This is a genomic window from Rhizobium sp. YTU87027, from assembly GCF_050644135.1.
In the GTDB taxonomy this organism is placed as follows: domain Bacteria; phylum Pseudomonadota; class Alphaproteobacteria; order Rhizobiales; family Rhizobiaceae; genus Rhizobium.
Map to the genome: position 1 here is coordinate 3507960 of NZ_CP098440.1, position 13414 is coordinate 3521373.

The 13414-nt window shown below is 60.9% G+C and carries 16 protein-coding genes; 7 read left to right on the plus strand and 9 right to left on the minus strand.

Features of this window, described 5'->3' with window-relative positions; all coding sequences use genetic code 11:
- Window positions 1-588 precede the first annotated feature (588 nt).
- Window positions 589-1044 carry a GFA family protein gene (locus NBG89_RS17295; protein WP_007528867.1) on the plus strand — a complete coding sequence of 152 codons (456 nt, stop codon included), beginning with the start codon at window positions 589-591 and terminating at the stop codon, window positions 1042-1044.
- Between the two features lie 63 nt (window positions 1045-1107).
- On the opposite strand, the gene lepA is transcribed toward NBG89_RS17295, so the two are convergent.
- Entirely contained in the window at window positions 1108-2940 is a 1833-nt protein-coding gene (lepA, locus tag NBG89_RS17300) for a translation elongation factor 4 (protein WP_088692598.1), read from the minus strand.
- A 140-nt stretch (window positions 2941-3080) separates the two neighbouring features.
- Between lepA and NBG89_RS17305 the strand changes: the two genes are divergently transcribed.
- Window positions 3081-3647: a helix-turn-helix domain-containing protein gene (locus NBG89_RS17305; protein WP_431322729.1), complete on the plus strand. Its 567-nt coding sequence runs from the start codon at window positions 3081-3083 to the stop codon at window positions 3645-3647.
- A gap of 20 nt (window positions 3648-3667) precedes the next feature.
- Complete coding sequence (locus NBG89_RS17310; RefSeq protein WP_431320945.1) at window positions 3668-4189, plus strand: GNAT family N-acetyltransferase; 522 nt, start codon at window positions 3668-3670, stop codon at window positions 4187-4189.
- 6 nt (window positions 4190-4195) lie between these two features.
- Here the strand turns inward: NBG89_RS17310 and NBG89_RS17315 are convergent, their stop codons facing one another.
- From NBG89_RS17315 to NBG89_RS17325, 3 genes are all read right to left on the minus strand, one after another.
- A complete protein-coding gene (locus NBG89_RS17315; RefSeq protein WP_431322730.1) occupies window positions 4196-4663 on the minus strand; it encodes a group III truncated hemoglobin in 468 nt (155 codons plus the stop codon).
- Window positions 4664-4757: 94 nt separating this feature from the next.
- On the minus strand, window positions 4758-5594 hold the full coding sequence (locus tag NBG89_RS17320) for a carbon-nitrogen hydrolase family protein (protein ID WP_431320946.1): 837 nt from the start codon (window positions 5592-5594) through the stop codon (window positions 4758-4760).
- A 61-nt stretch (window positions 5595-5655) separates the two neighbouring features.
- Window positions 5656-6369 (minus strand): LssY C-terminal domain-containing protein, encoded by a 714-nt coding sequence (locus tag NBG89_RS17325; RefSeq protein WP_431320947.1) that lies wholly within the window; start codon window positions 6367-6369, stop codon window positions 5656-5658.
- Window positions 6370-6547: 178 nt separating this feature from the next.
- Here NBG89_RS17325 and recF point away from each other — a divergent pair, with 178 nt between their 5' ends.
- Genes recF through NBG89_RS17340 form a run of 3 tightly spaced genes read left to right on the plus strand, consistent with a single transcriptional unit; the run spans window position 6548 to window position 8963 of the window.
- Entirely contained in the window at window positions 6548-7672 is a 1125-nt protein-coding gene (recF, locus tag NBG89_RS17330; RefSeq protein WP_431320948.1) for a DNA replication/repair protein RecF, read from the plus strand.
- A complete protein-coding gene (locus NBG89_RS17335; RefSeq protein ID WP_431320949.1) occupies window positions 7669-8493 on the plus strand; it encodes a molybdopterin-synthase adenylyltransferase MoeB in 825 nt (274 codons plus the stop codon). Before recF ends, NBG89_RS17335 begins: the two co-directional genes overlap by 4 nt.
- On the plus strand, window positions 8490-8963 hold the full coding sequence (locus tag NBG89_RS17340) for a GNAT family N-acetyltransferase (RefSeq protein WP_431320950.1): 474 nt from the start codon (window positions 8490-8492) through the stop codon (window positions 8961-8963). Before NBG89_RS17335 ends, NBG89_RS17340 begins: the two co-directional genes overlap by 4 nt.
- Here the strand turns inward: NBG89_RS17340 and NBG89_RS17345 are convergent.
- Window positions 8960-9961 carry a 2-hydroxyacid dehydrogenase gene (locus NBG89_RS17345; protein ID WP_431320951.1) on the minus strand — a complete coding sequence of 334 codons (1002 nt, stop codon included), beginning with the start codon at window positions 9959-9961 and terminating at the stop codon, window positions 8960-8962. The two genes, NBG89_RS17340 and NBG89_RS17345, sit on opposite strands and share 4 nt — an antisense overlap.
- Before the next feature lie 181 nt (window positions 9962-10142).
- On the opposite strand from NBG89_RS17345, the gene NBG89_RS17350 reads away from it, so the two are divergent.
- On the plus strand, window positions 10143-10682 hold the full coding sequence (locus tag NBG89_RS17350) for an SH3 domain-containing protein (protein WP_088692590.1): 540 nt from the start codon (window positions 10143-10145) through the stop codon (window positions 10680-10682).
- Here the strand turns inward: NBG89_RS17350 and NBG89_RS17355 are convergent.
- From NBG89_RS17355 to NBG89_RS17370, 4 genes are all read right to left on the minus strand, one after another.
- Window positions 10675-11667 (minus strand): adenosine kinase, encoded by a 993-nt coding sequence (locus NBG89_RS17355; protein ID WP_431320952.1) that lies wholly within the window; start codon window positions 11665-11667, stop codon window positions 10675-10677. The genes NBG89_RS17350 and NBG89_RS17355 overlap by 8 nt on opposite strands.
- Before the next feature lie 176 nt (window positions 11668-11843).
- Complete coding sequence (locus NBG89_RS17360; RefSeq protein WP_431320953.1) at window positions 11844-12083, minus strand: hypothetical protein; 240 nt, start codon at window positions 12081-12083, stop codon at window positions 11844-11846.
- Window positions 12084-12418: 335 nt separating this feature from the next.
- Entirely contained in the window at window positions 12419-12958 is a 540-nt protein-coding gene (locus NBG89_RS17365) for a hypothetical protein (protein WP_431320954.1), read from the minus strand.
- A 53-nt stretch (window positions 12959-13011) separates the two neighbouring features.
- Window positions 13012-13221, minus strand: coding sequence for a cold-shock protein (locus tag NBG89_RS17370; protein ID WP_007528897.1), 210 nt, complete (start codon window positions 13219-13221; stop codon window positions 13012-13014).
- Window positions 13222-13414: the final 193 nt, after the last annotated feature.

Here is a 13414-nt window from a genome sequence, read left to right on the forward strand (position 1 = left end):
GGTCAACGTGCAACCTATCGTAAAGGTCTGGCGTTGCAAGCCCCCAAATGAAATAGCGAGCACCGCCTTCTGCGGCGGTGATTTTTTGTGCCGCATTTCGTCAGGTGGCTACTGAAGGGAGGATTTTGGACAGATGTTGAAGCGTTTTGGTAAGATTGGCGCGGCCTCGTCATAATCAATCTTTGGTTGAATTTATTTATGCTAGCCGGCTCAATTTTCGGCGTTTGCAGGCCGAATTGCATTGATAATTCAACGACTGGTGCGTCGATTTGCCGTCTGTTTGCGACATTCGTCGCACCGATTTTTGAAATGTTGCGTTGTCCTCTGAGGGTCTGCGAATGACCGGAGCCAGATCGAGCCACGGAACGAGGAAGCCTGCGCCACGCATCGAGAGTACGTCATGACCCGAACAAGCACTTCCGCCGACGATGTGGCGTTGAGCACCGACATCAGGCCTACACGACGCGCTCGATCCTAGGGTCGCGATCGCCGGGCTCCAGGAAGCGACCGTCTGCCTCGTCTGCGGCGCTCACATTTGACGCCTCACTGCTCGCTGCTAGATTGAGCATGACGAAGAAGGAGGCTGCAATGACCGAAATGGAACTGCCTTGGGAGGGCGGCTGCCGATGCGGCCGCGTGCGATTGAAGATCAGCGCCAAGCCGCTGTTGACCATGGCCTGCCATTGCACGGGCTGCCAGAAGATGTCGTCAAGTGCCTACTCGTTGAGCGCGGCGATCCCGGCGGAAGGCTTTGCGATCACGGAAGGGGAGCCCGTCATCGGCGGTCTGCACGGTCCCGAGGCGCACCACTACTTTTGTGGCGACTGCATGACCTGGATGTTCACACGGTCGGAGGGGATGGATTGGTTCGTCAATCTTCGCCCGACGATGCTGGACGATCCGCGCTGGTTCAAGCCGTTCATCGAAACGTGGACGCGCGAGAAGTTACCCTTCGCCGAAACCGGCGCGGTCCGCAGCTATGAGGCGCTGCCCGAGATGGACGCCTATGAAGGCCTGGTGAAGGAATATATGGCCTGCAGCTGAGGCGGGGGAATCAGGTAATAGCCCGGCCATGCGTTGCTTGCCGGCCGGGCTGAAAGTGGCGCTTTACTCGTCGCCCATCTTGAGCGCGGCGATGAAGGCTTCCTGCGGAATCTCCACTTTGCCGAACTGGCGCATGCGCTTCTTGCCTTCCTTCTGCTTTTCCAGAAGTTTGCGCTTGCGGGTGGCGTCGCCGCCGTAGCACTTCGCCGTGACATCCTTGCGCAGCGCCGAAATGGTCTCGCGGGCAATGACGTTGCCGCCGATTGCAGCCTGAATCGGAATCTTGAACATGTGCTTCGGGATCAGCTCCTTCAGCCGCTCGCACATGTCGCGACCGCGCTTTTCGGCAGACGCGCGGTGGACGAGCATGGAGAGCGCATCGACCGGCTCGCCGTTGACGAGGATCGACAGCTTGACGAGATTGCCTTCACGGTAGCCTTCGAGGTGATAATCGAAGGAGGCATAGCCCTTCGAAATCGACTTCAGCCGATCATAGAAATCGAAGACGACTTCGTTGAGCGGCAGCTCGTAGGTCACCATAGCGCGCGTGCCGACATAGGTCAGTTCCGTCTGGATACCGCGACGGTCCTGGCAGAGCTTGAGGATGCCGCCGAGATAGTCATCCGGCGTCATGATCGTCGCCTTGATCCAGGGCTCGCGGATCTCTTCGATCTTGACGACATCGGGCATGTCGGCCGGGTTATGCAGCTCGCGCTCGCTGCCGTCCGTCATCGTCAGCTGATAGACGACCGAGGGGGCCGTCGCGATCAGGTCGAGGTCGAATTCGCGTTCCAGGCGCTCCTGGATGATTTCGAGATGCAGCAGGCCGAGGAAGCCGCAGCGGAAGCCGAAGCCGAGCGCCGCGGACGATTCCATTTCAAAGGAGAAGGAGGCGTCGTTGAGGCGAAGCTTGCCCATCGCCGCGCGCAGATCTTCGAAATCGGCAGCATCGACCGGGAAGAGGCCGCAGAAGACGACAGGCTGGGCCGGTTTGAAGCCCGGCAGGGCTTCGGCGGTCGGGCGCTTGTCTTCGGTGATCGTGTCGCCGACGCGGGTATCGGCCACCTCTTTGATCGAAGCAGTGATGAAGCCAATCTCGCCAGGACCGAGGCTATCGACATTGACCATCTTCGGCGTCAGCACGCCGATGCGCTCCACCTGGTACTTGGCATCGGTGCCCATCATGCGGATCGTCTGTCCCTTGGTCAGCACGCCGTCGATGACGCGGACGAGAACCATGACGCCGAGATAGGTGTCGTACCAGCTGTCGACGAGCAGCGCTTTCAGCGGCGCCTTTTCGCCACCCGGGCTCTTTGGCGCCGGCAGCTTCTGGACGATGGCCTCGAGGACATCAGGGATGCCGAGACCGGTCTTTGCCGAGATCAGCACGGCTTCCGAAGCGTCAATGCCGATCACTTCCTCGATCTGTTCCTTGATACGGTCGGGTTCGGCCGCAGGCAGGTCGATCTTGTTGAGGACGGTGACCAGCTCGTGATTGTTGTCGATCGCCTGGTAGACGTTGGCAAGCGTCTGGGCTTCGACGCCCTGCGACGCGTCGACGACCAGCAGCGAACCTTCGCAGGCCGAGAGCGAGCGCGAGACTTCGTAGGCGAAGTCGACGTGGCCGGGCGTGTCGATCAGGTTGAGGATATAGGTCTCGCCATCCTTCGCCTTGTAGTGCAGGCGCACCGTCTGGGCCTTGATGGTGATACCGCGCTCGCGCTCGATATCCATATTGTCAAGCACCTGCTCGGACATCTCGCGCTCGGCCAGGCCGCCGGTCGATTGGATCAGGCGGTCGGCAAGCGTCGATTTGCCGTGGTCGATGTGGGCCACGATCGAGAAATTGCGGATATGGGAAAGCGGAGTCGTCGAATTGGTGCTCATGCGCGCCATATAGCAGCGCTGCCCCTTGCCGCAAAGCGGAAAAGCAGGAGTTCGTTTACGATAAGCGGCTGTTTCTCAGCTGGAAACATAACTCTTGATTCCATCATCAGACTATGCATTTCTATTATAGTAGAAAATCGGATCTGATGATGGAACAGGAACTCGAAACGGCGATCGGCATTCGCATCCGCAAGCTCCGGGTGCAGAAGAACCTAACGTTGGACGACCTTGCCAATGCCTCCGGCGTCAGCCGCGCCATGATTTCACGGATCGAGCGCGGCGAGGCGAGTCCGACTGCCTCGCTGCTCGCGAGGGTCTGCGCAGCACTCGACTTGTCGCTTTCCGCCTTCTTCGCGGAAGAAGGCGAAGTCTCGCCGTTGTCGCGCCGGCAGGATCAGCAAGTCTGGCGGGATCCGGAGACGGGCTACGTCAGGCGCTCCGTCTCGCCGCCAGGCGCTGCTTCCGATGTCGACATCGTCGACGTCGAGTTTCCCCCAAACGGCCGCGTTAGTTTTCCGCCGCATGCAGCAAGCAGCGGCATGACCCAGCATGTCTGGCTGTTCGAAGGCGAGATGGAAATGACGACGGGCGATAGCGTGTATCGCCTTCTGCCCGGCGACTGTCTGTTCATGCCGGTCGGTGAAGGCCATGTTTTTCATAACCCCGGCAACATTCCCGCCCGCTATTGCGTCGTGCTCGACCGGGGCGGGCGCTAATTCATTTCAGGAGAAAAGTGATGACAGCAACGATCCGCCTTCTTGACGCGGCAAAGGCCCGCGCGGCGATCCCTGACCTTTGCGAGGTGCTGACCGACTGCGTCAACGGCGGTGCCTCCGTCGGCTTCATGCAGCCCTACACCAACGCCGATGCCGAGCCCTATTGGCAAGGTGTTGCAGATGCCGTTGCCTCAGGCGCGACGCTGCTCTTCGTGGCCGAGATCGACGGTCGACCCGTCGGCACGGTCCAGGTCGGTGCGGCGCAGATGCCGAACCAGCCGCATCGCGGCGATCTGAAGAAGCTGCTCGTGCATCGCTCCGCCCGCGGCAAGGGGCTGGCGAGTCTGCTGATGGATGCCGCGGAACGCGAAGCTGCCGTGCGCGGCAAGACGCTTCTGGTGCTCGACACGGCAACCGGAAGCGAAGCCGAAGCGATCTATCCACGGCTTGGCTGGGAGCGGGTCGGCGTGATCCCAGATTATGCGCTGTGGCCGGAAGGTGGCCTCTGCGCCACGACGTTTTTCTACAAGCGTGTTGCCTGAGATGGCTTAGGCGGGCTTCCGCTGCGGGTCGTCGAGCGCCGGATTGTAGAACAGCGATAGCGTCAGGCTCCTGGCGATCCGCTCGGCGGTCGCCATGAACCAGGCTTTGGCCTCCCGGTTCGGGGCGATGTCGCTGAGTGTCTCGGAAAACAGGGCCAGCCACTGCGGGAAGAGATCGGGCGACATGTTCGCGACACCGGTATGCGCCTGCACTGGCTTGCCGCCATAGGCTCCGCTGCGGAAAGCGACCGATGACCAGAAGCCCTTCATCTTCTGCATATGCTCGGGCCAGCGGCCAGAAAGGCGGGCATCGAATACCGGCCCAAGCGTCGGATGCTGGAGCACGCGGCCATAGAACGTCTCGACCAACCGATCGATGAACGCTTCATCGATGCCCATCGCCTTCATTTCGGCTTCGGCGCGCTCGCGAATGGCGGCCACATGTGCCGCACGGCCCTGTATTTCGGTATCCATCATGAACTCCGGCATGTCGCAACCCGCGACCGCTTCCATATAGGCGATTGGTACCGTGAGATGAAGGCGCTGCGACGCAAGGCAGCATTGCGTGTCAATAGCCGCTTCTGTCTTCGCTTCTGGGATCGTTGACCATCTTCTCGCGATAGATGTCGCCCTGTCGCGCCTTCAGCCGCCAAGGCCGGGCCTTCTGCAGCGGGACGTCGTAAAGGGCGTCGTCGCGGCCGAGCGTCGCGCTCACGAGGTTCGGTTCGGGAGTTGCAGGGCACTGCGTCACCCATTTTCCATCCGGGCCGATGATGCCCGCCGGGCCTTTGGCGGCCTTCTGCACCGGCGTCGCAGCGCTGATCCAGATGCAGTTCAGCCCCGCATGAGCGCGAAGCGCGATCTGGAAGTACTCGGCAATGCCATACGAGGAGAAAAGCACTGCATCGACGCCGAGTGTCTCGTATTCTTGAAACACTTCCTGAAATTGAGATTCGATGCAGATGGCGCAGCCGAATCGATAGCCGTCGGTATCGAAGGTAATCGGTGCGGTGCCTGGGGAGTACCAACCGCCAAGTTCGCTGTTCGACAGGAACCTCTTGTCGTAGCGGGTGAGAAGCGCCCCTTCTTCGGAGAAGATGTAGAGGCTGTTGTGTGGTGGATAACCGTTCTCCAGCCGATGCGCTCCGCCGACAGCCGCAAAGATGCCGAGGTCGCCGCAGAGATGGGCGATCGCCCTCAGCTCCGTCTCCTGCCTGTGCCAATCGAAACTCCTCCAGTCATCGGGATGCATGATCTGGAACTTCGAGTATCCCGAAAGCGCACCTTCGCAGAAGTTGATGACGCGTGCGCCGCTGGCGGCCGCGGCTACTATCATGTTTCGGATTGCGCTGCCGTTTGCTGCGATATCGGAGGAAACCAGGGTCTGTGCTGCGGCAATCCTCAACGGCGCACCTCTCGTGATTCGGTCCGCATCTTCCACCGATTTGGCGCAGCTTGGAAGCAGGCTAGGGCGTGGCGGGGCCACGCAGCACGCCGATCAGTGCTTTCCCATCGGTGAAATACGGGTCGCCACCACCGTTGCGACCGGTCTTCGTGGCGCCGATGCCCGGGATTTCATAGGTGGAGGACAATTGCCCGGCCGTCTGAAGGTCGCCGATAACAAGATTCCGCTCGGCATCGACATCAGGCGCAATGTGATGGGTGATCTGCCCGGTGTCGTGGCTGAAGCCAACACCGCGGTCAAAGCTCGCCGAGCCGAGCCAGAGTGGTCGCCCATCTTCACCGCTCTTCTTGGTTTCCCAGAAACGGACGTGGTGGCGTTCATCGGCGCTCTTGCCAACGGCCTTTTCAAAAGCCAGATCCTGTTGGCGGCCCTCGAACAGCAATGGGCTCACGGGAGCGTCGAGGTCGGGCCGATCGAGCACGACGCTCAAGCCGATTTCGGCCGATGTCCGTAGCGTGATCTTGTCAGCCGGATCCCATCCAGCCGACGCGAATGCCCGGAGCACCCCCTCCTTCGAACCGACAAGCCCAACATTGATGGGGTCGCCCGGAATGTCCTGTTTGGTGGTGGTCACCATTGGGCCAAATTCCGCGACGCGGCTGGCGTCGCGATGGATCCATATTTCAGGAATGAAGAAATAGGCGACAGCCAGATACGCAACCAACAGGACTGCAATGCCGCCCACCACGATCCGCGTTTTCGTCAAACGTCTCATCGAAGTCCCCCCAGCCTCGAGGCTATCATACAATCCTCTGGCGATGGGGCCAACATGCACCTTCCGCTGCGTTCGATCTCCAGGAATGCCTCATGCAGCTATCAGCATCTCGGCCCTGAACCCTTGCCATCCGCTCCCGTTGCGCTTAGCTCTCGGGCACCACGAATCCGGATATCGAATGCCACACAAGGTCTCCCTGTCCCGTCTCAAGCTGACAGACTTTCGCAACTACGCGTCTGTCTCGCTGTCGCTCGATGGTCGGCATGTGGTGCTGACGGGAGACAATGGCGCCGGCAAGACCAATCTGATGGAAGCTGTTTCCTTCCTGTCGCCAGGCCGCGGTCTGCGCCGTGCCACCTATGGCGATGTCACCCGCGTCGGCGCGACTGCTGGTTTCTCGATCTTCGCCGAGCTTGACGGTATGGAAGGCGAGGTGGAGATCGGCACCGGTGTCGACACCACCGATGACAGTGCGTCCCGGCGCCTGCGCATCAACGGCACGCCCGCAAAGTCGGCGGATGAACTGACCGATCATCTGCGCCTCCTATGGCTGACGCCCTCGATGGATGGGCTGTTCACCGGTGGCTCGTCCGAGCGCCGCCGTTTCCTTGATCGGCTCGTGCTGTCGCTCGATCCGGCCCATGGCCGCCGTGCCAGCGATTTCGAGCGCGCCATGCGCAGCCGCAACAAGCTGCTCGACGAGCGCCGCTTCGATCCCTCCTGGCTCTCCGGCCTCGAACAGCAAATGGCGAGCCTTGGCATTGCCATGGCGATGGCACGCCAGGAGATGCTCGGCCTTCTTGCCCGCCTCATCGACGAGACGCGCGAAACCTCGCCCTTTCCTGCTGCAGCGCTCGAGCTTGACGGCTTCATGGATGGTCAGTTCTCGCGCCCCGCCGTCGATCTTGAGGATGAGTATGCGGTCATGCTTGCGGAAAGCCGCTACCGCGACGCCGCGGCCGGTCGCACGCTCGACGGCCCCCATCGCGCCGATCTGCTTGTCCGCCACCGGCAGAAGCAGATGGAAGCAGCGCGCTGCTCCACCGGCGAGCAGAAGGCCCTCCTGGTCGGGCTGATTCTTGCCCATGCGCGGCTGGTCGCCAATCTCACCGACCACGCGCCGGTCCTCTTGCTCGATGAGATCGCCGCGCATCTCGACGAGGGAAGACGGGCTGCGCTGTTCGACCTCATTGACGCGCTCGGCGGTCAGGCCTTCATGACAGGCACGGATCGCGCCATGTTCTCCGCCCTCGGCGAGCGTGCGCAGTTCTTCACCGTTGCCGATGGAAAGGTTTTCGAATGACCGATGCCGCTTCCCCCTCGACCAAAGGCCGTGTTAGCATCGCGCCCATGGAACCCCTCAGCCCGGAAGAAATCGCGCGATATCAGCGTCATATCCTGCTTCCTGAGATCGGTGGCGCAGGCCAGCAGAAGTTGAAAGCTGCCCGCGTGCTGGTCATCGGTGCCGGCGGGCTGGGAGCGCCGGTCCTGCAGTATCTGGCGGCCGCCGGTGTCGGCACGATCGGCATTGCCGATGACGACCGCGTTTCGCTCTCCAACCTGCAGCGGCAGGTGATCCACGATTCCGGAACGATCGGCGAGCTGAAGACGGAAAGCGCCGCCTTCGCGATCGCCCGCCTGAACCCGCACGTTAACGTGATCCGCTTTGAAGAGCGCTTCTCACCGGATTCGGCGCGCCGTCATCTCTCTGGCTTCGATCTGCTGATCGACGGCTCCGATAATTTTGATACGCGCTATACGGCAGCCGCCGCCGCCGAGGCTGCGCAAATCCCATTGGTGACCGGCGCTGTCGGTCGTTTCGATGGCTCCGTCACCGTTCTGAAGCCTTACGAAGTGGCCGAGGACGGGACGCCAAACCCGACCTATCGCGATCTCTTCCCCGAGAAGCCGCCGGCAGGACTGATCCCAGCCTGTGCCGAGACTGGCATCATCGGCGCGCTGACGGGCGTGATCGGCACGCTGATGGCGATGGAAGCGATCAAGCTTGTCACCGGTACCGGCGAACCGCTAATTGGCCGGCTGCTGCTCTACGATGCGCTTGCCGCCCGCTTCGATACGATCCGCTACAAGCGCCGCCGCCAGAGGCAGAGCCAGGCATCATGAACATCGTTCGCATCGACGAGGATTTTCAGCGCTGGGAGGAGCTGTTGGCGCTGATCCTGTCGTCGTTCGCCTATATGAATGATCGCATCGATCCACCGTCTTCGGCCTTGAAACTTACGCCGGTGACGTTGGCAGATAAGGCGAGCTCCGAAATCGCCCATGCGGCTATGGAAGGCGGCATCTTGTGCGGCTGCGTCTTTCTGCGACCGGAAGAAGGCTGCCTTTATGTCGGCAAGCTGGCGATTGCCCCGGACGCCCAGGGCCGGGGCATCGGTCGCAAGCTGCTGGCCATTGCCGAGCAGGTAGCACGAGACCGCGCACTGCCGTCACTGCGGCTCGAGACCCGCATCGAGCTTGTCGAGAATCATGACGTCTTCATGCGCTGGGGATTTGAGAAGACTGCCGAAAACGCGCATCCCGGCTTCACCAGGACGACGTCGATCGAGATGCGCAAGCCGGTCTTGGCCTAACGGCCTGGCAGCACGCGGTTTGGCGGGCGATGGCCGTCGATGAAAGTCCGTATGTTGATGATCACCTTGTCGCCCATGTCGATACGGCCTTCGATCGTTGCCGAACTCATATGCGGCAGAAGCACGACCTTGCCTTCGTTCGCCAGTTTGACCAGCTTCGGGTTGACCGCCGGTTCGTTCTCGAAGACATCGAGACCCGCACCTGCCAGCTTGCCTTCACGCAGACTTTTGATCAGCGCCGCTTCGTCGATGACGTCGCCGCGCGCGGTATTGACCAGATAGGCGGTTGGCTGCAGCAAGGCCAGGCGGCGCGCTGAAAGCAGGTGGAACGTTGCCGGCGTCGAAGGGCAGTTGACCGAAACGATGTCCACACGGGCAAGCATCTGGTCGAGGCTTTCCCAGTAGGTCGCCTCCAACTCGTCTTCGGTCGCCGGGTTCACCCGCTTGCGGTTGTGATAATGGATCGAGAGGCCGAAAGCCTTGGCGCGGCGGGCAACGGCGGTGCCGATCCGCCCCATGCCAACGATGCCGATGCGCTTGCCGTGGATGCGCCGGCCGAGCATCCAGGTCGGCGACCAGCCGGGCCATTCGCCCGGATGGTCGGTCAGCACTCGCGCACCTTCGCCCAAGCGGCGCGGCACAGCGAGGATAAGCGCCATGGTCATGTCGGCCGTGTCTTCGGTCAGCACGTTCGGCGTGTTCGTGACGGTGATGCCCTTGCGGGCCGCCGCTTCGACGTCGATGTGGTCGGTGCCGTTCGAGAAACTGGCGATCAGCTTCAGCTGCGGCCCGACCTCTTCGATCAGGCTGGCGTCGATCCGGTCGGTGACGGTCGGTACCAGCACGTCGGCGCTTTTGACCGCAGCAATCAGCTCGGACTTGGAGCGCGGCGCATCGTCGATATTGAGTTCCGCGTCGAAGAGTTCGCGCATGCGCGTCTCGACTGCGTCGGGCAGCTTCCGCGTGATGTAGACCTTCGGTTTTTTCTTCGTCGTCATGTGCGCCGGCGCTAACTTGTAAAGAGGTCCTTAACCAAGACGCGGGATAATTTTCCCGTTCCGGGCATTTTCTACCAGACCCGCGCGCGAAGACAAACAAAACTCGCTCAGCGTGCGCAGGAATGTCGAATTCCCGGAATCAGGCAGCAGTCCTGCCCTCCTCTGAGCAAACGGAAGTCCCATGCATAGCAAAGTCCTGAAATCTTGCCTCGCCCTTGCGATCGGTTTCGTGCTTTCGGCGGGAACGGCTGAAATGGCCGCCGCACAGGCTGCAAAGGGACCGAGCGGCCTGCCGCTGCCGCGCTTCGTCACGCTCAAGTCAAAGCGCGTCAACCTGCGCATCGGCCCCGGCACCGACTATGCGGCCTCATGGATGTATCTGAAGGCCGGCCTGCCGGTCGAGATTATTCAGGAATACGATAACTGGCGTCAGATCCGCGATGCCGACGGCACCGAGGGTTGGGTCAACCAATCGCTGCTGTCGGGCTCGCGTGCGGCGATCGCGGCCCCGTGGATGAAGGGCAAGGGCAAGTCCGTCTACGTCAATATGCGCCGGGACGCTCTGCCGTCGGCAAGCATCGTCGCCAAGCTGGAGCCCGGCGTTATGATGAACATCGGCGAATGCAATGGCGATTGGTGCTTCGCCAAGAGCGACGGCGCCGAAGGCTGGGTGGCGCAGTCGGAAATCTGGGGAGCTTATCCAGGCGAAGCCTTTAAGTAAGGGTCGCCTGCTTGCCGGCTTCGGCAAGCGACTGCATCGGACGCGGGCCGATCTGCTGGATCACGATACCGGCGGCAAGGCAGCCGAGCTTGCCGCAATCTTCCAGCGTTCGACCTTGCGTGTAGCCGTAGAGGAAGCCCGCGGCGAACAGATCGCCCGCACCTGTGGTATCGACCAGTTGCTTGATCTTGATCGCGTCCACGTAGAAGCGCTCGTTGCCCCTCAGGATCACGGCGCCGTTCTCGCTCATCGTCACGGCGGCGATCTTGCAGTCCTTGGCGATGCTGTTCAGCGCCCCTTCGAAGTCGTCGGTTTCGTAGAGTGCCAGCGCTTCCTGACGATTGGCAAAGACGATGTCGACAGTGCCGGAGCGCATCAGGTCGAGGAATTCGCCGCGATAGCGGTCAACGCAGAAGCTGTCGGAAAGCGTCATCGACATTTCGCGGCCGTTCTCGTGGGCGATACGGGCGCATTCGCGGATCGCTTCCTTGGCGCGCGGCGGATCCCAGAGATAACCCTCGAAGTAGGTGACCTTGGACTGGGCGACGACGTCGACCTCGACGTCTTCGGGTCCGAGCTCGACACAGGCGCCGAGGTAGGTGTTCATCGAGCGTTCGCCGTCGTCGGTGACGAAGATCATTGAGCGAGCGGTCGGCGGGAATGTCCCCTTCGGCTGCGTCTGATAGTGAACGCCTTGTGCACGGATATCATGGGCGAAGATCTCGCCGAGCTGGTCTTCCGCGACTTTGCCGAAATAGGCAGCCTTGCCGCCGAAGCTCGCGACACCTGCCGCCGTGTTGCCGGCGCTACCGCCGGAGGCCTCTACCGCCGGTCCCATGCGCGCATAGAGAAGCTCGGCGCGCTCGGCATCGATGAGGTTCATCGCCGCCTTTGTGATCTCGTTGTCAATGAGGAACTGGTCGTCGCAACGCGCGATGATATCGACGATGGCGTTGCCGACAGTCAGAACATCGAATTTGGTCATGAAAGGGAAGGTCCCGGTTTAGGTGATAGCCGGTGACCGGTCTTAGCGAATTTTCGCCGCATGGGAAGCGGAAATGCCGTTCGAGCTTTCAATCGATCGCAAAAATGCGGCTGTGACGAATGAAATGCCACGAGCAGTTCGGCGGCGTGGCGGCGACGTTTCAATGAAGGAGTGTCTCAAGCAACGGCCGCATAGATGAGGTCGGGAACCACAAGCCACTCGTTCTTGCGCAAGGCGGACACATCGAGCCTGCCACGTCGGTCGCGGCGAGCAACTCCCACGAAGCGATAGCGGCTGCCTCTGGTGTCGATCACGCGAGCAGGGATGGGTCTGCCATCGATATGGCCGATGACCGGCCCATCGGACCGCGAACCATTCAGGAAAAAATACTCATGAGGGAGGCTCCTGCTCACCATCCTAGTGGCCTTTCGTTTGGTTGTGCGCACGGCGTAAGCTCACGGACGCACTTCTTTTCGTCGGGGCCGGCCTTCTCCAAAGGAACGGCGCTTTTTGATGGCGACCTGGAAAAAAGCCAAGGTGTTTTCTTGATCTCCGTGACAAATGCTTCCTTTGGCGACGGATGTAGGGCTCCCGCTGGCTGGCGAAAGTGAAGATGCCGTCGACAGGTGGCCAACGGTCACGTCTCGTCCCAAGGATGGAGACAAGCCATAGTCGTTCCATTCGGACGCCCGGGCCTGGAATTAAAATCTCATATGAATTGAAAGGCTGTGCATTGCCCGTGGCGGGCGATCTAATGCTCGATTTGCTGCTCTGCCACGGCGCTTGCGATAATCTGATCGGAGCCCTTGGCATAGAGTGGAAGCGTCAGGGTAATTGCTTCGTTGCGCCCGTTGATGCTGGCCGTATATCGCTTGTAGACGCGATCCTGCCCTTGCTCTTCACCTGCCGAGACAGCGTTCACTTTCTCGACTAAGGCCTTCTCGAAGACGGTTGCATCGACGTCGCCCAATGCCACCGTGCAACCTTCGATGGTTTTGCCCCCAACGTCCGCTCGCGAGACCACTAGAGCCTGAAAACTGTCGTTTTCACCGCCGCTGACGATCCACCCTTCCAGCGCTTCCGGGTTTTCCATCGGTGTGAAGGTCAGCGCCAGATCCTGTGCCATCGAAGGCCATTCGTCTGCTTTCGCGCGCTCTGATGTACGTTCGAAATCTGGACCGGAGGACACGCAGCTGTCGTAGAAGAACGCAAGCTTCGAGCTCGCGTCGTCGGCAAATGACGGTCCGGCCGCCACAAGCATGAAGAAGCAGACAGTCAAGCTACGCTTCATATTGTGTCTCCGCGCGTCAAAGCCAGTGCGGCCTTTCGGCCGCACTGATCATTTTAAAGTTGCCGGATATTGTCGGCAGAGGTTCTGCCGGTCCGACGGTCCTGCGCCACTTCGAACGCTATGCCCATTCCCTCTTTCACGGTGTCGATCCCGCCGCGTTGGGCGGCCGTGATGTGCAGGAAGACATCGGTGCTTCCGTCATCCGGCGTGATGAACCCAAAGCCCTTGTCCTGGTTGAACCACTTGACTTTACCTGTTGGCAAAATTTACCCCCATGTTGGTCTCCCCAGCCAAGATGCGACATCGCACGATTTTGTCGGCCGGCACAAGAGCCGTTGATAACAGGAGATTGCGGCGGGCTGACAGCGCTTCGCAAAAATGCGGAATTATGGAGCAAACGCCACCAAGCGCGATTCGAGGCCCAACGCGAGCGATGGCGGGTCCTGTATGGCGATT

Bases quoted from the DNA above. Each gene is read 5' to 3' on its own strand.
- NBG89_RS17315 (WP_431322730.1), bottom strand. From the start codon at position 4,663: ATGGATACCGAAATACAGGGCCGTGCGGCACATGTGGCCGCCATTCGC.
- recF (WP_431320948.1), top strand. From the start codon at position 6,548: ATGCCACACAAGGTCTCCCTGTCCCGTCTCAAGCTGACAGACTTTCGC.
- NBG89_RS17355 (WP_431320952.1), bottom strand. From the start codon at position 11,667: ATGACCAAATTCGATGTTCTGACTGTCGGCAACGCCATCGTCGATATC.
- NBG89_RS17335 (WP_431320949.1), top strand. From the start codon at position 7,669: ATGACCGATGCCGCTTCCCCCTCGACCAAAGGCCGTGTTAGCATCGCG.
- NBG89_RS17350 (WP_088692590.1), top strand. From the start codon at position 10,143: ATGCATAGCAAAGTCCTGAAATCTTGCCTCGCCCTTGCGATCGGTTTC.
- NBG89_RS17345 (WP_431320951.1), bottom strand. From the start codon at position 9,961: ATGACGACGAAGAAAAAACCGAAGGTCTACATCACGCGGAAGCTGCCC.
- NBG89_RS17325 (WP_431320947.1), bottom strand. From the start codon at position 6,369: ATGAGACGTTTGACGAAAACGCGGATCGTGGTGGGCGGCATTGCAGTC.
- NBG89_RS17365 (WP_431320954.1), bottom strand. From the start codon at position 12,958: ATGAAGCGTAGCTTGACTGTCTGCTTCTTCATGCTTGTGGCGGCCGGA.
- lepA (WP_088692598.1), bottom strand. From the start codon at position 2,940: ATGGCGCGCATGAGCACCAATTCGACGACTCCGCTTTCCCATATCCGC.
- NBG89_RS17295 (WP_007528867.1), top strand. From the start codon at position 589: ATGACCGAAATGGAACTGCCTTGGGAGGGCGGCTGCCGATGCGGCCGC.
- NBG89_RS17305 (WP_431322729.1), top strand. From the start codon at position 3,081: ATGGAACAGGAACTCGAAACGGCGATCGGCATTCGCATCCGCAAGCTC.
- NBG89_RS17360 (WP_431320953.1), bottom strand. From the start codon at position 12,083: ATGGTGAGCAGGAGCCTCCCTCATGAGTATTTTTTCCTGAATGGTTCG.
- NBG89_RS17340 (WP_431320950.1), top strand. From the start codon at position 8,490: ATGAACATCGTTCGCATCGACGAGGATTTTCAGCGCTGGGAGGAGCTG.
- NBG89_RS17310 (WP_431320945.1), top strand. From the start codon at position 3,668: ATGACAGCAACGATCCGCCTTCTTGACGCGGCAAAGGCCCGCGCGGCG.